The 17,476-nt window shown below is 62.6% G+C and carries 17 protein-coding genes and 1 pseudogene; 7 read left to right on the top strand and 11 right to left on the bottom strand.

All coding sequences use genetic code 11. From position 1 onward, the window contains the following. Positions 1-58: 58 nt before the first annotated feature. The 3 genes from tcmP to VI480_RS01115 form a co-directional block, all read right to left on the bottom strand. A complete protein-coding gene (tcmP, locus tag VI480_RS01125; protein WP_323670972.1) occupies positions 59-1,084 on the bottom strand; it encodes a three-Cys-motif partner protein TcmP in 1,026 nt (341 codons plus the stop codon). 4 nt (positions 1,085-1,088) lie between these two features. Next, a complete protein-coding gene (locus VI480_RS01120; protein ID WP_323670971.1) occupies positions 1,089-1,904 on the bottom strand; it encodes a phage Gp37/Gp68 family protein in 816 nt (271 codons plus the stop codon). Between the two features lie 204 nt (positions 1,905-2,108). After that, on the bottom strand, positions 2,109-3,548 hold the full coding sequence (locus tag VI480_RS01115) for a class I SAM-dependent DNA methyltransferase (protein WP_323670970.1): 1,440 nt from the start codon (positions 3,546-3,548) through the stop codon (positions 2,109-2,111). A 125-nt stretch (positions 3,549-3,673) separates the two neighbouring features. Between VI480_RS01115 and VI480_RS01110 the strand changes: the two genes are divergently transcribed. The 5 genes from VI480_RS01110 to VI480_RS01090 all read left to right on the top strand — a co-directional run bounded on the left by VI480_RS01110 (position 3,674) and on the right by VI480_RS01090 (position 7,873). Then, the gene (locus VI480_RS01110) at positions 3,674-3,931 is read left to right on the top strand and encodes a hypothetical protein (RefSeq protein WP_323670969.1); all 258 of its coding nucleotides are present in this window, start codon (positions 3,674-3,676) and stop codon (positions 3,929-3,931) included. Continuing rightward, positions 3,918-4,148, top strand: coding sequence for a hypothetical protein (locus tag VI480_RS01105; RefSeq protein ID WP_323670968.1), 231 nt, complete (start codon positions 3,918-3,920; stop codon positions 4,146-4,148). The genes VI480_RS01110 and VI480_RS01105 overlap by 14 nt, the downstream gene beginning before the upstream one ends. A 135-nt stretch (positions 4,149-4,283) precedes the next feature. Then, complete coding sequence (locus tag VI480_RS01100; RefSeq protein ID WP_323670967.1) at positions 4,284-5,003, top strand: TIGR02391 family protein; 720 nt, start codon at positions 4,284-4,286, stop codon at positions 5,001-5,003. Positions 5,004-5,158: 155 nt separating this feature from the next. Continuing rightward, positions 5,159-6,757 (top strand): HEPN domain-containing protein, encoded by a 1,599-nt coding sequence (locus VI480_RS01095; protein ID WP_323670966.1) that lies wholly within the window; start codon positions 5,159-5,161, stop codon positions 6,755-6,757. Between the two features lie 636 nt (positions 6,758-7,393). Further along, a complete protein-coding gene (locus tag VI480_RS01090; RefSeq protein ID WP_323670965.1) occupies positions 7,394-7,873 on the top strand; it encodes a hypothetical protein in 480 nt (159 codons plus the stop codon). 145 nt (positions 7,874-8,018) lie between these two features. Here the strand turns inward: VI480_RS01090 and VI480_RS01085 are convergent, their stop codons facing one another. The 5 genes and pseudogenes from VI480_RS01085 to VI480_RS01065 all read right to left on the bottom strand — a co-directional run bounded on the left by VI480_RS01085 (position 8,019) and on the right by VI480_RS01065 (position 14,101). Further along, positions 8,019-8,987, bottom strand: coding sequence for a hypothetical protein (locus VI480_RS01085; protein WP_323670964.1), 969 nt, complete (start codon positions 8,985-8,987; stop codon positions 8,019-8,021). 102 nt (positions 8,988-9,089) lie between these two features. Beyond that, a complete protein-coding gene (locus VI480_RS01080) occupies positions 9,090-9,773 on the bottom strand; it encodes a hypothetical protein (RefSeq protein ID WP_323670963.1) in 684 nt (227 codons plus the stop codon). 183 nt (positions 9,774-9,956) lie between these two features. Then, the gene (locus tag VI480_RS01075) at positions 9,957-10,670 is read right to left on the bottom strand and encodes a restriction endonuclease subunit S (protein WP_323670962.1); all 714 of its coding nucleotides are present in this window, start codon (positions 10,668-10,670) and stop codon (positions 9,957-9,959) included. Positions 10,671-10,784: 114 nt separating this feature from the next. Then, positions 10,785-11,165 (bottom strand): annotated as a pseudogene (locus tag VI480_RS15480) (hypothetical protein); the annotation flags it as partial. A gap of 68 nt (positions 11,166-11,233) precedes the next feature. Then, entirely contained in the window at positions 11,234-14,101 is a 2,868-nt protein-coding gene (locus VI480_RS01065) for a DEAD/DEAH box helicase family protein (RefSeq protein WP_323670960.1), read from the bottom strand. Between the two features lie 148 nt (positions 14,102-14,249). Here VI480_RS01065 and VI480_RS01060 point away from each other — a divergent pair, with 148 nt between their 5' ends. Continuing rightward, on the top strand, positions 14,250-14,513 hold the full coding sequence (locus tag VI480_RS01060) for a hypothetical protein (RefSeq protein WP_323670959.1): 264 nt from the start codon (positions 14,250-14,252) through the stop codon (positions 14,511-14,513). Here the strand turns inward: VI480_RS01060 and VI480_RS01055 are convergent. Both VI480_RS01055 and VI480_RS01050 read right to left on the bottom strand, forming a co-directional pair. Continuing rightward, positions 14,487-14,876: a type II toxin-antitoxin system death-on-curing family toxin gene (locus VI480_RS01055; RefSeq protein ID WP_323670958.1), complete on the bottom strand. Its 390-nt coding sequence runs from the start codon at positions 14,874-14,876 to the stop codon at positions 14,487-14,489. The genes VI480_RS01060 and VI480_RS01055 overlap by 27 nt on opposite strands. Beyond that, positions 14,873-15,076, bottom strand: a complete 204-nt coding sequence (locus tag VI480_RS01050; protein ID WP_323670957.1) for a hypothetical protein — start codon at positions 15,074-15,076, stop codon at positions 14,873-14,875. The genes VI480_RS01055 and VI480_RS01050 overlap by 4 nt, the downstream gene beginning before the upstream one ends. 176 nt (positions 15,077-15,252) lie before the next feature. Here VI480_RS01050 and VI480_RS01045 point away from each other — a divergent pair, with 176 nt between their 5' ends. Further along, positions 15,253-16,251 carry a hypothetical protein gene (locus VI480_RS01045; protein ID WP_323670956.1) on the top strand — a complete coding sequence of 333 codons (999 nt, stop codon included), beginning with the start codon at positions 15,253-15,255 and terminating at the stop codon, positions 16,249-16,251. On the opposite strand, the gene VI480_RS01040 is transcribed toward VI480_RS01045, so the two are convergent. After that, positions 16,248-17,390: a carboxylate-amine ligase gene (locus VI480_RS01040; RefSeq protein WP_416246609.1), complete on the bottom strand. Its 1,143-nt coding sequence runs from the start codon at positions 17,388-17,390 to the stop codon at positions 16,248-16,250. The genes VI480_RS01045 and VI480_RS01040 overlap by 4 nt on opposite strands. Positions 17,391-17,476 lie beyond the last annotated feature (86 nt).

Here is a 17,476-nt window from a genome sequence, read left to right as displayed (position 1 = left end):
GTGAGCCAGCCACGCAGCCTCCCTTGGTTCTCGATTTAGACCAGCGACGGCTCGCCGCTCAGTCTCTCTCGATGCGATGCAAGAGCCAGTCCGGCAGCTCAGCCGAGCCACTCAATTCAGTCGTCTCCATGTAGACGGGTGCGGCCTCTTCCGCCAGTTCATCTGCACCGAATAGCGACTGCAATCCCGCTCGCTCGTCCCTCTCTCGTTGCCGCCGCTCTCGCAGTTCCGCTCGATACTCCGCGGACTGCTCGCGAGCCTGCCGAAAAACGGATGACATGATTCTGTCTCCCGCCGAATGGTCTGTCGCGAACACGAGCACGTACACCGGGTTGCCGCGCTCATTGCCCATCTCGATGGTGAGCGTCTTCCGGTATCCAAGCTCGCGCTCCAGCTTGAAGCGAAAGAGTGACAAGTAGAGATGTCTCGCCTCAGATGCCGCCAAGTCGTTGCTCTGGCGTCGGTCGTCAATCGCCCGCCAAGAATCCGAGCCAAGCAGCGAGGTGATCTTCACCGAGAGAGTGTCGTCGACTCCCATAGCGTTATCCCAGCCCGCCAGTCGCGGGATTGACGTGTGGGGCAGCAGAATCAGCATCTCGGCCTTGGTACGCGCACGTGAGTTCTTGAACTGAGCCAGCGCTTGCAGGGTGGACCAGTTCACGTCGAGACCGTCGGGGTCGACGAAGCAGAAGGTGGGAGCCCAGTCGAGACCATCGTCGCGGAGTCCCGCTAGACAACCTGCGATCGTCTTGTTGCAGTCACCCTGAATGACTCTGAATCTGTCGTCGTTGGGATATCGCTCGCGGAGCTGCTTCTTCAGGTGAGCGGCGTTGGGGTCTAGCTCAAAGAAGCGCAGGGTGCTAAAGCCCGGTTCTGTTTCCAGCGCGCGCACCGTTGAACCAAAGAAGTGACGGTCTTCGTCATCTCGCCGAACGTTGTTCACGCTGCCTGCGAAGAGATCCAAGTACAGCGTGGAACGTGCACTCCGGGAGGCCGTCGTGAATTGCGGCAGGTAGCGCGCCAAGGCATCCAGCTTGACTTCGGTCCAGAAGCCCCAGCTTCGGGGGCGTTCACCATCTCGCACGGGCCTATGCAACCGAGACGTTCACGGCTATGTCGTACGCCACTTCCGAATTGTGCGAGACAACAGGGTGCGACCTCGAAAGACTCGCCACAGGCATTTCGTCGTGGAAGCGCCCTAGGAGTTCGCGGCCCTTGGCCTTGGGGGTGCGGCCTCCCCACTGCTTGAAGAAGAACGCGACATCGGCGGCAGCGCACTGGTCTCTGAGGTCCAACACCCACTCCTCTTCGATCCGCCGGGCACGCGGACCGCTCTCGCCGCCGGCGATGAGCCAGTGGATGTCGGTCAAGTCGAGATCTGGCAGCGCCTTCAAGAGTGGTTCGGCGCTGATGAAACGAACCGCGGCGTCGACCGAGCGCAAGTGATCGATCCGGAAGGCGTAGCGAGGCGTCTCGACTGTGACCCCCATCCACACGTTCGGAGGCCAATCGAGATCGCCAGCCACCGACGCGAGCCGCTTCGAGCGCTTTGTCAGCACCTGATACGTGTGCTGCGGGGTGTCGGCCATCACGGCAAACACCTTCTGAATGAAATCCAGCGGCACCTCTGGATGGAAGAGATCGCTCATCGAGTTCACGAAGATCAAGCGGGGTCGGCGCCAGCGCCGGGGCCGATCGAGCAAGTCGTAGTGCAGCGTGAGACCGAATCCTGGGCCGCTCAGCTTGGGATCGCCGTCTCGCTCGTACCGCGGATTGCCCATCGCCTTGAGACGTTTCGCCAGCGTCAGCGCGTAGCAGTTATCGCAACCGACCGATGTCCGGTCGCAGCCCGTGGTGGGGTTCCATGTCGCTTCGGTCCACTCGATTCCGGTGCGGTCGCTCACGATCCCCTCCCTTCGGCAGATAGGCGGTCGGACAAATCGTCGACCTGTGCGTTGCTCAGCGCAACGACTCGTCGGCAAGTGCACGAACTCCAGAGTGCACAAGGGGTGTGACAAGCACTCCAGACGAGAGTACGCGGGTTCCGTCGTCAGCAACAGGGCGACGCCCACCCGATGGAAGACACGCGGCTTGCTCGCCGCGGCAACTCACTCGGATTCGGCCGTGCTTGCCAGGCTCTCGGCAAGGGCTTGGATCTCGGCGAGGGCGGCTTCGAGGTCTTCGGCGATCTCGGCTGCGAGGACATCTGGCGGGGGCAGGTTGTCGGCGTCTTCGAGGCTCTCGTCGCGCAGCCAGAACAGGTCGAGGCTAACTTTGTCGCGGGCGATTAGCTCGTCGTAGGTGTAGCGCTTGAACCGCTCGGACTCGGTGCGCTTGTGGCGGGTGTCGGCTCGGTAGCAGGAGACGAAGTCGTCGAGGTCGGCTCTGGTGAGCGGGTTCTGCTTGAGCGTGAAGTGCTTGTTGGTGCGCAGGTCGTACACCCACAGCTCGCGGGTCCACGGGTCCTCGGCGCCCTCGCGGCGGCGGAAGAACAGCACGTTGGCCTTCACGCCCTGCGCATAGAAGATCCCCGTGGGCAGCCGCAGCAGGGTGTGGACCTCGCAGTCGTGCAGCAGCCGGCGGCGGATCGTCTCGCCGGCGCCCGCCTCGAAGAGCACGTTGTCGGGCACCACCACGGCCGCGTCCCCGCCGATGCGCAGCAGGCTCACGACGTGCTGGACGAAGTTGAGCTGCTTGTTGCGGGTCGTCGCCCAGAAGTCCTCCCGCTCGTAGCTGTCCGATGACGACCGGCCGAACGGCGGATTGGTCAGCACCATGTCGAACGGCTCGCCGGGAGCGTCCCGCAGAGCGTCGTCCACGACGATCGGCGAGTCGGACTCGGGGCTCTCGATGCCGTGCAGCAGCATGTTCATCGCGCACAAACGGGCAGGCAAATCGGCGATCTCCCAACCCGTGAACGCACCCGAGCGCAGGTGCTCAACCTGATCGGGCTCCAGGTGGGGGAACCGCTCGACGATCGACCGGTACGCGCCCAGGAAGAACCCGCCGGTGCCGCAGGCGGGATCGCAGATGCGGTGACCGGGCTCGGGCGCCATCACTTCGACGATCGCGTTGATGAGCGCCCGGGGCGTGAAGTACTGGCCCGCTCCCCTCGCGCCTTCCTGGGCGGTCTTCTCGATCAAGCCCTCGTACGCGTCGCCCTTGAGATCGGCGTCGTAGCTCATCCACTCGTGCTGGTCGATGAACTCCTTGATGAGCTGCTCCAGCTTGGCCGGCGTCTGAATGCGGTTGCGGGCCTTGTGGAAAACCACGCCGAGCATGTCCTCGCCGGTGCCCAACGCCGAAAGGCACTCGCTGTAGTGGGCTTCGAGCTCGGCGCCCGAGCGGCTCAGCAACGACTGCCAGTCATGCTCCACAGGAACGATGCGCTCGCCGCCCAGCATCACGAACTGCTCATCGGCCATCTTCAGAAACAGCAGATACGTGAGCTGCTCCAGATAGTCGCCATAGGACAAACCGTCGTCACGCAGCACATCACAGAAGTCCCACAGCTTCTGCACCAACGCCTTCGGGTCCTGCGCAGCCACCGGCTCACGCTACGTCGGAGTGGCCCCAAATCTGGCGGTGGCTGTCCGCCGCGCACAAGGCTGTCGTCATTAAAGATATGGAAATAGCTTGAAATTCATCCGATTTCTGAACGAACATCCGGGCGATGGCCAGCCTCCACAAGCGCATCGCAAGAATGCGCCGCAACCCCCGGAATGTCTCTTGGGTTGAACTCGCCGGCGTCTGCGATGCGCTGTTCGGCAAGCCCGTACGCATCACCGGGAGCCACCGCATCTACGATGTGCGGTGGTCGGCCTCGCGCCTGCTGGTCTTGCAGCCGCGAGGCTCCAGCGCCAAGCCATACCAAGTCCGCCAAGTGCTCCAAGCCATCGACGAACTGGGACACCACAATGGCCACACTTGACCTCCGAGACGTGTACCGCTTCTGGACCGAGTGGTCCGAAGAGGATCAGGAATGGGTCGGCCTGTGCGATGCCTTCCCACTCATGAGCTGGTTGGAACCTGACCGCGAAGCCGCGGAAACGGGCATCAGGTCGGTCGTGGCCGAAGCAATCGAGATGCTCACGGCCGAGGGCCAGCCCCTGCCGCCACCGACCGGACTGACGGAGGATCAGCCATAGACGTTCGCGGCATGCGGCGATGACGCGCCTGCCGCTTCGAACACGAGGGCTGTTGACCGATCGGCAGGCCGGCTGAGGGCGGTACTGCGACCGGTCTCCCAGCAGGAGTGCTGATCACCCCTAGCGTGCGATCTCGTGCACTGGCGCTTCCAGGTCTTGGTCGATGAGTATCCGACCAAGGCGACGCGAACAGCGGAATCCGTGTGGATGTGGTGCATCGGCGTTCAGTACGCAATCCAGACAGTCTTGGGCACGGACAACGAGCACTACGAGAACATGGAATGGGTCCGGCATCGGATGACGTGGAGCGTGGACATCGAGCCAAGGCGGCGTCGACGTGAACGGGAGCTGTTCGGCGAACTGCTGCCTGCGGCACGAGTATCGCTACATTCGGCGGCGTTCATGGACCGAAATCGCGTCACCGGCTTGCGGCTCGTAGATCTGCATCCATGGGTTGCGGAGACAGCCGAACCGCTCTTCGAGGACGGACACCGAAAGCAAGCGATCCTCGCGGCGGCGCAGAACGTCGAGGTCCGCTGGCGACAACTGCTCGACATCCCCACGGGCACCCTCGCTGAACTGGCCCAGGAGTCGTTTTCTGCGGCCGAGCCGAACGCGGGTCACCCTCGGTTACGTTTCGTCACTCAGGCATCAGATACTTCAACGGACGAATGGCGCAACCTGCACATCGGAGCAATGGACTTCGCGAAGGGGTGCGCCGGGCGCATCCGCAATCTCAACCTGCATCACCCACCAGATCGCGAACCGGAACCGGAAGCTGTCATCGAGACCCTCAGCGCGCTCAGCCTGCTGGCGCGCTGGATCACCGATGCCGAAATTCACCGCGCCGAATAACCCGGCTCGAGCGGCTCCGCCCCCATCGCGGCCAGTGCTCAATCTCATCAAGGGCCGACGAACACAATGGATCAGGACGAGATGCACCCACCTTGGCCCGAACAAACGCTGTAGTCAGACCCCGCGCGAGTGCCCTTCATTAGCTCGTCCGCTGGATGACTTCCGACGGAAGGACGGCAGATGAAGCCGAAACAGTGGAGCAGACCTTGCTAGGAGAGTGGTGGTTGGCTGGTGCGGACTCGTCGGAGCAGGACGTTCCGCCGCGAGAACAGATCGTTGCCGGCAACCTCGACGATGGCGGCGGCGGCCCATGGGACCTATCGACATACGGGCTACTCGGCGATGACATTCGAGAGCCAATGTCGGCTCAGCGAGGCTTGCATCCACCGAGGAGAACAGTTTGGGGCGCGACACAAGAGCAGGCTCGCATCAGCCTGCTCGACTGTTTCCTGATGCGGCATCCCATGATGCCGCGGCACTCGCGAGATGGGGGCCAACTCTGGGTGACCGACTGCCTGGTAACCGGCAAGTCTTGGGTCTTGCCGAGCGACCAAGTCGACTTGATCGAACTCGAATTCGACGACTTGGCTGCGTGGGCCGCCGACCTCGCGGACTTCGATCTGCAGCGCGACGGCGCGCAAGTGACGGTGTCACTACAGCCACGCACGGTGTCAGCGGCCAGTTGCGACGTCGAGCTGCGATGGGGCTTCAGGTTGCCTGATTCGGAGTGGGAACTGGAGTTACAGCCGACAGCGACCATCGTGATCGAGACGAAGACAACGGTCGGCGAGATCGCAACTCGGTGGGCAAGACCGCTCCAGCGACTGCTCCAGTTCATGTGCATGAGGGCCAGCCGCATCACTCGAATGGCTGCTCGCTTGTGCCACTCGGACAGTCCCCATGACCGCATCGAGATCGTGGCGGGACAACGTGGCGTGCACGAACGCGGCGATCTGCAGGACACCGGCATGATCGCTCGGCACAACGACATGCTGGCGACGCGGCGCGATCTGGATAACGCCGGTGTCAGCCTCGACACGTTGCTAGACAGGTACTGGTCCAAGCGGGATGACGACCAGTGGCAAGTGGCATTGCTCCACCTTCTCGGTTCGCAAAGCGCAGGTAGCGAAACAAGTCGGGGAACCTCATTCCTCGACGCGGTCCTGGCAGTGGAACAACTGCACCCAACGGTACGCACATCACGGCAAATGCCACGGTCTGAGTACAGGCAGCGTGTCCAAGCCATCTTGGACACCTGCCCGACCGAACACCGAGAATGGCTGGAGCAGGCTCTTAGCAACAGCAACCGCAAGAGCTTCGCAACCCAGATGCAAGAGATGGTGGAGGAAGCGGGGGCAATTGGCGCAGACGTCGTGGGGGCCTGGCCGAAGTTGAGGGAATACGCGAGAGACGCACGCAATGACACTGCGCACGGCAACGACTACGTCCGGCAAGAAACGGTCAACCAGTACCGAGGCACCGAAGTCGGCCTCCAGTGGATTGCGCGGCGCGTGCTGCTGGCACAGCTGGGGATGCCGTCATCGGCCGCCGACGCGCTCATCCGACAACACATGGACTACCGGAGGTCGCTCCGATCCCTGAAGCATTGGCAGACACAGATCGACCACGCCGAGCCGAGCACTTCACAACCCGCGTTGCTTCGACCACAGCGAGATGCCATACGGACCTCCTGGATACGAATGTGCCTTCGATCGCTTCAACGCTGCCTCCGTCGCGCAACTGGCAGACGATGAGGAACAACAAGGTCCTCCGAAGCGTCGATGATTGAATCACAAGCAGGCTGCTGGCTCTACCGACAATAGTGATGTGATCACCGACGCCGAATGAGCGCAGAGGAGAACTCATGAAACAACGACGACTCCGCCTGTCTTGGTTTCTGTCGACACTACTCGTCAGCGTGGTCCTTCTGGGCCTCGGTCTTCTCGTAGATTCGTGGTCTCGGTCCTCGTGGTCAAATGCCTTGGTCGCTCTAGGAGCGGCGACGCTATTGCTCGCCGTTGGCATCGTAATCGAGCCGCTACTTATACGCCGCTTAGGCGAAACAACGGAGGAAACCGCTACTAGAGCAGCGGAGAGTGCCACTGATGATTTGAGGCGTCGAATCGTTCGCTTAGAAGATCTCGATCCTCAGCAGGAATCTCGCCGCGCGGAGAGAGCTGAACAGATGGAACAAATGCTATCTGGTCTCCACGATAACGTCTCCATCGAGACCATAGGACACGCGCTTGCGGTAGCACACGACTATGGATTGCTCAATCACGGCTATTTCCGGGTTCGTACGAGTCGCGAAGTTCAAGCTCCGGAACTGTTCTTTTTTTCCGCTAATACGACAAGATGATGTCGCGCTGATGTGGCTCAGTTTTTTTCCGATGACCGAGCGAGTGCCGATGCAGGTCGGAGATAAACATCTAGCGGTGCCCGCGGCATTAGATGGCACCGTGCTCTGGGACCCTGAGATTCATGCGGATGAAATCGCAGAGCAACTAGAGGTGGAACTGATGCGAATCAATATGCCATCTGCATCAGAATTCTCGTTCGCGTATGCCATCAGACAGTTGCTTGAGAGTATTCGAGTGATGTTTCAAGCTCGTATGGCGGCATCAGATAGCGAGGTTGCTCTGCAAGGCAGGCTGACCGTACTGATGAACGAAGACTGGGTCATCACAGAACGGGGTTTGGAGGCGACAAATGCCTCTCTAATCCTTAGCCTTGATGACCCGCAAGCAGACTTGGAAACGGTCACTCACCCGCCTAACTCAACTCAGTCGATGTGGGATGAGGCCGTGCAATACTCACAGCGATATCGGCAGCAGTGGCTTTCGAGGATCAAGTTCGGCAGGTCGATATAGTAGAGTTATCGAGGCAATCTCGACAGATGCAGAATGAGGGCGTTCCAGGGAGCGCATTCGACATCTTCTCACAACTGGTCTCGCTTGAAGAGCTCGAACAGTTGCCTCCGCTTCTGCGGCGATGTATCGCCCCTTGACTTTCCAATCATGCTTCGATTGGACTAATGGAAGGTACTTGTTCGTACCACCACCTGCGCTCCCACCGTTGCCAGCCGTCTCGATCGAACTGCCATATCGGCTGCGCGTAGCCGTGAATCTCCATGGAGCGCGCTGTGAAGAGGTCCGTCGCCACCCACACGCTGTCCAAACCCTGCAGATCAATCTCGCGGGGCGCTTCGGACCGGTCCGCGCCGCTTCGCAATGCGAGATTCGCAGATTCGCTGACTCCCGTGCCAGCCGGCAGCCAAAGGAACAAGTGCGCTTCTCGGGCGCCGTGTCTCTTCGCTGCCATCAGCTTGGCTCGATTCTGCGGCAGATGCACATCGATGGCGTCGGCAATTGCTTCAGGGTCTGACGGCGTGACGGCGGGTGCCTCGTTGATCCAGATTGTGGCATCGCGTGCGAGTTCACCGCGCCACGCGTAGCTGACGCCAAGAGATCGAAGCGCGCCAACCAGCGGGTGTTCCTCCCGGGTACCAAATCGGACATCCACAGACCTCAACTCGCGGGCGATGCCTTCCTGCTCGGCCTGAGCGAGGAGTGGTTCCAGGCCCGTCTTGAGCCCGTCAGACTGCTGGTGAATCGCCGCCGCGTCATGCGGGTCGCGTCCTGGCAAACGAACGCCCACGTCCCAGTGCCACTTGAGCGTCGGTGCCTTGATCGGGCAGTCGCGATCCCTCAAGGAGTAGAACACCCTCGATCTGCCCGCCGTGTCACTGGTCACCTCCACGGCGAATCGGTAGCCCTCGCGAAACTCCAAGTCGAAGTCATGCATCGCGTCCGCAGTGCCGTCGTCATGCACGATCCATTGCGACGCTCCGAGCATCGACCAAAGCAGTTCACCCGCCCAACGCTCGTACGGATCTGCTGAAGCCCGTGCCTGCTGCGCTCGCATCTCCGCCTTGACGTCCGAGCGGTCCATCAAGCTGTCGTCTGCCTCATCTGACACCGTCACGCTGTCCCTCTACTCACGCGTACACCGATTCAGTCTCCGCCATCGCCGAAATGCGCCATTGCACCGCCCATGTCCACGAAATGGAGCCACCTCGTCGTTCACTCAGCTCGGGTCCCCGAATCTCCAGCTGAGGTAATCGCGGACGGTGTCTTCATAGGTGCGCTCCGTACCGCATGCGATGCAGATGCCCTCGCCTACGTTGATGCCAAATGCATCGAACCCATCCGCGATCAAGGTCATGCGCCAGCAAGCGTCGCATTCCGCAGGTTCGGGCACCATTAGACGGTCCTTGAGGTTCAGAGGCAGCAGATCCATTGCCTCTTGGGCAAAGACCGTTGAAGCAGCATCCTCGAAGTCCATTCCATCGACCAGTTCCAGGACCTGAAGTGCAGGATGCTCATCCAATGCGATTAGCGCATTGACGTGGTTCTCGCGCAACACATCCCAATCCTCCTCGGCGCGCCCGTGGCGGAACTCCTGCGCTTTCTTGATCCCCTCTTCCAGGGCACTCAAGACCGAGCTACTGGGTGTGCCACCCGTGATGCTCCCGCCGGAACACATGACCGATAGAAGCGCCAACGGCGACCTGACTCGGTTCCCCGAGTCTTCATATTCCTGTCCACTCTCGTCGTAGGCGACGATTGCCGCCAGACCGTTCGCTGCGGCCGCGTCGAATGCACCGTCTCGCGGCAGCCGGCCGTCGCGCATCGCCAAGGTGTTGAGCGCATAAACGCAACGCCTCATCACGCGGCGACGCACTTCCCTGAAGTCATCGATCGAGGACACCGGTTGAAGATATCTGCGCCTGGCTGCTCCGGGCTCCGATCGAGACGGATCTCCATCGGTCCTGAGTTCGCAAGCTCGAATGGGCTCTCAATAGCGAAGTGTCGAGCACTGCGAAGATCGTCACCAAGGCCATGTGCTCAACATCAGTGCAGTGTGGAGGCGATCTGCCCAGGGTCCGCGTCGCTAGGCCGCTGACGTGTATGCGCCCGCCAGGCGACCTGATCCTGAGTCATCGAGCGGATTCTGTGGGACTAGACGGCCGGCGAATGCCTCTGCGAGAATCGAGCGGCGCAGGCGGCTGGCGCGAACTGCTACTCGATCAAGTTCAAACCGCTGGTGCTGGATGCCGTCGAGTGCTGAACGCAGCTGCGACGCGACGGCGCTCTGTTCTTCGAGCGTAGGTGCCGGGACAGGAAACGACTTCAACGTTGTCAGGTTCAGCGAAGCGAGATTGGTCGTCTGTTTGCCGTGAGTCTCGAACCACCGCTGGCCCCACGAGTTCGCGTGCAGTGACACGAAATAGGGATCGAAGCAGCCGTCGAGAAGGCGTGCGCGGAACACATGGTTCTGGTGGATGCAGTCTTCAATCTGCCCTTCCCACACCCAGCCGCGACCGAGCTTGTCGCGGTCACCGCCTTCGTTGAACAGGATGTCGCCTGGGCGGAGCACAAGTAGTTGTGCCTTGGATCGATCTGCTCGGATCGTTGTGACATCGGACAGATCGAGATAGCCGCGCTGAACGTTCGCGACCCGCAGATACGGGAACTCCCCGAACTCGGGGTCTGCCTCGCGTTTCGAGTCCTTGGTGATGCCCCCCTTGACCTCAGCAATCTCGCCCAGAGTCGTCCAATCCCAATCTGGCCTATCGAATGCGTCGACTGCAACGGAGCGATACATCGTATGCAGGTGACGGTCGGCGTCTGCGAGGGCACGCTCAGCGGCGTCGAGGCGGGAGAAATGCTCTTCGATGGCAGCGACGATGCGACGCTGCTCTGCCGACCGTGGAATAGGGACCTCCAGTGCCCGCAGGTCGCGCTGAGGAAGATGCGCGATGGTGCTCCCTTGGACACGGTCTCCAAATCGACCAGTTTCGGCTGCCCAACGCATGAAGTACTCGAGCCAACCGATTTCGACACCCGCTCTCGGCCGAACTCGGTGCAGAGCCTTTTGGAAGCACATCTCGACGGATGGCATCGTCCACCTCGCGCACCGTCCAACTTCGCCTCCCTCGCAGATCAGCAGGTCGTCGGGCTGAAGCAGGTACTTGGCGCGTTCAATCTCGGTGAAGTCCATGTGCGCCACGTCAGACAAGTCGATGCGGTGCCACTGAACGTTTTGGTTGCGCAGATACGGCATCGGGGCGAGTTCCTGCCTCGACTTCGCTGACAGCATCTTGCCGAGCTGGGTGTCAGCGATATCACCGAATCTCGCCCAAGCCCAACCCGGTGGTAAGCCCCCGTTCATGCGGCGAGGGCGGCGGTGAGTTCGTCGAGCAGGGCGTCGAGTTCCTCGCCGAAGAGTTGTTTGGCCTTGCCGAGGCCGCCTTGGGTGCTGAACGGTGGTGCCATCAATTCGCTAGGCGCGATGCCGAGGTTGGTGGCGATGCGGTCCTTGATGAGCTCCAGGTACGCCGCTTGCTCTTGGGAGAATGAGCGGCCTGCGTTGGACTGCTGCAGCAGCCAGGCTTCGAAGCGCTCGCTGACGAGGTCCGGATACGACACCAATATGTCGGCTTCGCCGAGCGTGTAGCGGACGAGGCTGACCAAGTCGGTACTGACTCGGTGGCCCGAACCGCGCACCTTGGATTTGTCGAGCGTCTCGTAGGCATCCCACAGCGCGTCCGGGGTCCAGCGATGCGGCGGTCGCTTGATTGCGTTCGCCAGTTCCTTGACGTCGTCGTAGCTAAGTCCCCCGCTGTACGGCTGGCTGTACAGCACCTGCAGCGCGGTGATCTCGTCCTTGTTGTCGTCGATGAACTGCCTCCACGACTCGACCTGGGCGCGGGCACGGTCGGCCGCGTCCTTCGAGAATTCGTTGATGATCAGTTGATCTTTCGAGGCTTCGTCGATCGCCTGCTCGTAGCTGCGCCTGACTTCGACCAGCTTTTCCCGCAGCGCTGAATTGCCTGCAAGCGGCTGCAGCGCCTCGCGAATCATCGCCGTAGCGGCGGCCTTGACCTGATCGGGTGTGGGATCACCGCCGGCCTGGGCTACTGCTGCCTCGTACTGGCGGTCAACATCCAGCGCGTTCACCATGCCGCGCACCAAGTCTGTCAGCGCGACTCCTGCCACGTTCTCCACCTCGGTCCGGTCTGCTGCGGTCATGCGCCGGTCCAGCCGGGTGAGTCGCGACGCTACTGACGACACCACGTCGGGATCGGTCGAACCCATACCGACATCGGTCAGCAGCTTGTCGAAGCTCTTCGTTCGCTGGCGTTCCATCGGAACCGTGTCGTGCAGATCGGCTTCGGTCACGCCGACGGCATCCACAATCACGAAGCGATCCTTGGCGGCGGCGTCAGGCGTGACTGCACGCAACTGGTCGCTGTCGATCACCCGCACGCCGCGTCCTTTCATCTGCTCGAAGAAGTTGCGGCTGCGCACCATGCGCATGAACACCACGCACTCGATCGGCTTCACATCGGTGCCGGTCGCGATCATGTCCACCGTCACGGCGATGCGGGTCTCGTAGCTGGTGCGGAACTGGGCCAGCAGATCCTCGGGCTTGTTGCCGGCGTCTCCTGAGCGGTAGGTGATCTTCACTGCGCCCTCGTTGCCCAGGTTGAACTCCTGGCGGACGGCCTGCACGATGTCGTCGGCGTGGCTGTCGTCCTTGGCGAAGATCAGCGTCTTGGGGATGTGCCGAAGCGAGCCGTCTTCCCGCCGCTCGCGGTCGGGGAACATCTCGGGAAGCGAACTCCGCAGCGCACGCACAACGGTGCGGATCTGGTCAGGCGCCACCACGCTTCTGTCGAGCTGGTTGGCGTCGTAGGTGATGTCCTCGTCGATCTTCTCCAACCGGTGCTCGCGTGTGTCACGGTCGCGGAACTTGGTGACGAATTCGGCGGGGACCGTGCCGCCGGACTCAGTGATCTCCGTGCGGATGCGGAACACGTCGAAGTCCACGTTCACGCGGTCAGCCACTGCCTGGGCGTGCCCGTACTCCATAACCAAGTTCTGGTCGAAGAACCCGAACGTCTGCATGCCCGGAGTTGCCGTCAGGCCCACGAGGAAGGCGTCGAAATACTCGAGCACCTGCCGCCACACGCCGTAGATAGAGCGGTGGCACTCGTCGATGATGATCAGGTCGTAAGACTCGATCGGTACCAGCCGGTTGTAGGCAACCTCGATCGGCTCAGACGGAGCGATCTCAAAGCCGCTTTTCTCGTCCAGAGCCTCGTCGAGCTCGTCATCGCCTCGCAGGATCGAATGCAGCCTCTGGATCGTGCAGATGTGGACCTTCGTGGCCGCTTCGTTGGCTATGTCGAGTCGTGACGACGTGAGATGGCGGACGTTGTAGATCTCGGTGAACTTGCGGCCGTCGTCGGGCGTGGCGAATCCTTGGAACTCCCGGAGTGCTTGACGACCGAGATTCGCTCGGTCGACGAGGAAGAGAATCCGCTCGGCGCCCGCATGTCGCAGCAGGCGATAGCAGACGTTGGCAGCCGTGAACGTCTTGCCCGAGCCGGTGGCCATCTGCACCAGGGCCCGAGGGCGGTTGTCCTTGAACGACTGCTCAAGGTTGCGGATGGCCTCTTCCTGCGCAGGCCATAGATGCCCAGCATCAGCGTCAAGACCTGGCAGATGCATCACGCCGGCACGCAGGCCGAGCCCGGAGTCCTTCCCACCGGCATGGTTCGCCAGCCAACGCGCCAACGTGTCGGGCCGATGGAAGGTGAACACTCGACGACTCGCCGGCACGGGGTCCAGCCCGCTGGTGAACCGGGTCTCGGTGCCGGTCGATTCGTAGCCGAACGGCAATGCCCCATTGACCTCGATGGCAGGCCAGGCCTCCGGGTATGCGGCCTGGTACTTACGCGTCTGCGGCTCAACACCAGTGAGCGTCATGCCAGCCTTCTTGGCCTCGATGACACCGATCGCCTGACGGTCCACGTACAGCACGTAGTCGGCAGGGCCGGCCGTGGTCGGCACCTCACGAACGGCAACGCCTCGAGCTGCAGCCACCGCCACTGACTTGAAGTCCTGCAGCACCCAGCCGCACGCCGTCAGCTGCTCGTCGATGTCCCGACGGGCCAGCTGCTCGGGCGACATGTACTCGCTCACAACGTCCCCGAACTCACGACCGCGACCCCGCACACCAGCGGTCATCGTACGATCTTGAACGGGATGGCGGTAGTGGCGCACGACCGCTCATGAGCGCTAGTGCCGCTTCTGAGATTGCGATGGCTGACTGCTGCTTGCCGATCGATTCACTGACAGTTGCTTGGGCCATCAGTGATGGTGGAGGTGCGTGAACTTGTCTTCGAAGCTTGTAGCTGCAGAGGTATTCCCGCCCGGCGAGCACTTGGCAGACGAACTTGCTGCGCGTGGCTGGACAATGCCGCAGCTTGCGAAGCTGATGGGCCAACCTGCGCACATCGTCTCGGGAATCCTCGATGCGCAGGTCGAGATCACCGAGGATCTAGCCGAGTCGATCTCCGTGGCACTCGGCACATCGGCGCAGTTGTGGCTCAATCTCGAAGCGGCTTACAGATCACACACGAGCGTGCATGGCGCGTAGTGAATCCGCGATGTCGTCGACGGCGAGGTCGGTTGAGGCGACGGTCATGACGAGGTCGTAGACGGCGTCGTTCGTGGTGGTGCTGACACTGGCGTCGTTGAGCTCCAAGAACACAGCGGTTGCGAGCCAGCCGAGGCGCTTGTTGCCGTCGACGAGCGGATGGTTGTTCACCACTGAGTGGAGCAGCGCTGCGGCCTTGGTCCAGATGTCGGGGTACGCGTCTTCGCCGAACGCCGATGCCTGGGGCCGAGCCGCTGCGGCTCCGAGCAGTCCCATATCCCGGATCGGCGGAGGATCGCCGAGCAGCCGGCGAGCGAGCTCGACGAGATCCTCAGCCGAGAGGTACTCGACGCTCTCGTTCACTCGCCGAGTCGCCGGAGCGCATCGGCGTGACGATCCGTGATGAGATCAGCCGCTGCCGCTACCCGGTCGCGATGGGAGGCCTTGACGACGTACTCGCGCACCGCGCGCCGAGCTGCCTCCTGCATGGAAGTGCCGTCGAGCGCGGCTCGCTGACGCAGAGCCTCCTGCTCGTCGTCGGTCAATCGCAGCGTCATCGCCATGGACGTGATGGTATCAAACCAGTATCACTCCCTTGCAATCAGCCGCCGCAACGCGAACGCGCTCACAGCACAGAAGGGACGAGCTGGCTGCCCGCTCGTGCCTGGTGCCGCCAGATCCGTCCGGTGCTGCGATATACCGGAACCTCAGTGAGCTTGCCTGCCGCCATGGCGGATTCATGACGAACCGACTTGTTGCCGCTATGGCCTTTGCCGCCTTGGTGATCTCGGTGCTGTCGTTGTTCGTGGCATTGAGCGCGACGGAGGTGGAACCGGCACGATCGACAACGGACGTCGCCGCTGCGGCCACCACGGCGGGCGCCCGTGACGAGCCTGCAACGTCGCCGCTGCCGACCACGACCGCAGGCGCACCGGCGGACGCTGCGACACCTTCGCCGACGGTCGTCACCGCTACTTCCGCGGCTACGGCAGAGCCTGCCGCCACGACGACGCCTGACACAGAACTGCCGGGCACTCCGGCGGCGTTCGGGCCCGCGGCCGGCACGCAACTCGGCGTCATCGGCGTCGCCTACGACGATTGGCTGAATGTGCGCGATGTTCCCAACGGCGAGGTTGTCGCAACGCTGACGCTGCAGTTGTCACCGCAGTCGCCAGCCGAGAGCGCGCTGCTGGTCCGTGATGCCGAGGCCGAAGCGGCGTTCGCGAGGATCGGCGTTGCGGGAGTGACCGCGACCGGCCGCTCCCGCGATCTCGCCACGAGCACGTGGCACGAGGTCCAAGCGGGACCGATCGTCGGCTGGGCCAGCTCGAACTACCTGGCGCCGCTGTCACCGGAGACCGCCCTCGACATCACCGCGCAGGCCAGTGCCGACATCGACGGCGACACGAGTGCCGACACATTCGCTCAGCTCGTCGACCGGGTCGTAGCGACCATCGCCTCAAACGAGCCTCGGTCGCGCGTCAGGACCGCTTCGGCACCCGACCCGGCGGGAGATCTCCTGGAAGTCATTGTGGATGTCGTGGGGCAGCCGGATGACTCGGTGCGTGGCTACCGGTTGCTGATCGTCGCCCAGATGGCAGCAGACATCAGGGCCTTGGGTGACAATGGCGGCGACGACTTCACCACCGACCTGGGGCCGTACACGCTGCGCAGCGTCCTGGCGACACCGCTGTGCTACAGCCATCGCGGGATCAGCGCAGACGGCGCCTGCAGCTAATCGTCGTCGGCAGGCGGCGCCAGCGTGTCGCCGATGAGGTGCTGCACAACTTCGGCGAGGGCCTCGTCGTGATCGGCGCCGACATCCAGCGCCGCCTGATACACGGCGAGCTGACGGTTCGCTGACGTGCCGTGTTCGCAGATGGTGCGGAGGTGGCGGATCTCGTCGACGCAGTCGAGCGCCTCGGCATCAGGCATCACCAGCTCGATGAGCTCGTCGACCAGGTGCTCGTAGGGCACCAGCGTGCCCTTGCCGAAATCGATCAGCGAGCCGCCGATGCCGTAGCGCTCGGCGCGCCACAGGTTCTCGCCGATGAGGAAGTTCGCGTAGCTGCGCCATCGCTGGTTCCCGTCACGCAGCCGCCACAGCATCCGCAGCAGGCAGACATACGCAGCCGCGATGGCGATGGTGTCTTCCATGCGGGTCGGCAGATCGGTGACCCGCATTTCGAGCGTCGGGTAGCGCTCGGAGGGCCGGATGTCCCACCAGACCTTCGACGAGTCCTCGATGATCCCGGCGTTCACGAGCACATCGACATGGCGACGGAACTCCGCCCACGAGTCGAACTTCGGCGGCAGGCCCGTGCGCGGCAGCGTCTTGTACACCGCCGAGCGGTAGCTGGCCAGCCCGGTGTCGCGGCCCTGCCAGAACGGCGACGAGGTCGACACGGCCAACAGATGCGGCAGGAAGTACGTCACCTGGTTCATCAGGTCGATGCGCAGCTCGGGGTCTTCGATGCCCACGTGCACATGCAGCCCCGAGATGACGAGTTGGCGCGTGATGTCCTGGAGATCGTCGGCCAGAACCCGGTAGCGCTCCTTGTCGGTGATCTGGAGCTCCTCCGGTCTGGCGAACGGATGGGTGGACGCGGCAATCGGCGCAAGCCCATGTTCCGCAGCGGCCTCGGTGACCGCAAGCCTCAGCAGCCCGACATCGGCGCGCAGATGCTTCATGTCGCGGCAGATGCCGGTGCCGATCTCGATCTGCGCGCTGAAGAGCTCCGGGCTCACGAGCCCGTGGCGCAGCTCGGCGACCCGTTCGATCAGCCCGGGCGGCTGGGCCTGCACCAATGCGCCGCTGTCGCGATCGACGAGGAGATATTCCTCCTCGATCCCTATCGTCCAGCTCGGTTCGTCGATCATCGCCCGCGAGTGTGCCAAACCCGTGCCTTCTGCCGTCGAGCCGGCTGGGCCTCGCATCAAGCGGGAGCGCGGGCGACCGTCTG

Source organism: Candidatus Poriferisodalis multihospitum, assembly GCF_028283155.1.
Classification (GTDB): domain Bacteria; phylum Actinomycetota; class Acidimicrobiia; order Acidimicrobiales; family Poriferisodalaceae; genus Poriferisodalis; species Poriferisodalis multihospitum.
Note: the sequence above shows the minus strand (reverse complement) of the source record. Positions and strands in the feature narration are given on the sequence as shown.

Bases quoted from the DNA above. Each gene is read 5' to 3' on its own strand.
- VI480_RS01110 (WP_323670969.1), top strand. From the start codon at position 3,674: ATGGCCAGCCTCCACAAGCGCATCGCAAGAATGCGCCGCAACCCCCGG.
- VI480_RS01105 (WP_323670968.1), top strand. From the start codon at position 3,918: ATGGCCACACTTGACCTCCGAGACGTGTACCGCTTCTGGACCGAGTGG.
- VI480_RS01095 (WP_323670966.1), top strand. From the start codon at position 5,159: ATGACTTCCGACGGAAGGACGGCAGATGAAGCCGAAACAGTGGAGCAG.
- VI480_RS01090 (WP_323670965.1), top strand. From the start codon at position 7,394: ATGACCGAGCGAGTGCCGATGCAGGTCGGAGATAAACATCTAGCGGTG.
- VI480_RS01075 (WP_323670962.1), bottom strand. From the start codon at position 10,670: ATGTATCGCTCCGTTGCAGTCGACGCATTCGATAGGCCAGATTGGGAT.
- VI480_RS01065 (WP_323670960.1), bottom strand. From the start codon at position 14,101: ATGACCGCTGGTGTGCGGGGTCGCGGTCGTGAGTTCGGGGACGTTGTG.
- VI480_RS01050 (WP_323670957.1), bottom strand. From the start codon at position 15,076: ATGGCGATGACGCTGCGATTGACCGACGACGAGCAGGAGGCTCTGCGT.
- VI480_RS01045 (WP_323670956.1), top strand. From the start codon at position 15,253: ATGACGAACCGACTTGTTGCCGCTATGGCCTTTGCCGCCTTGGTGATC.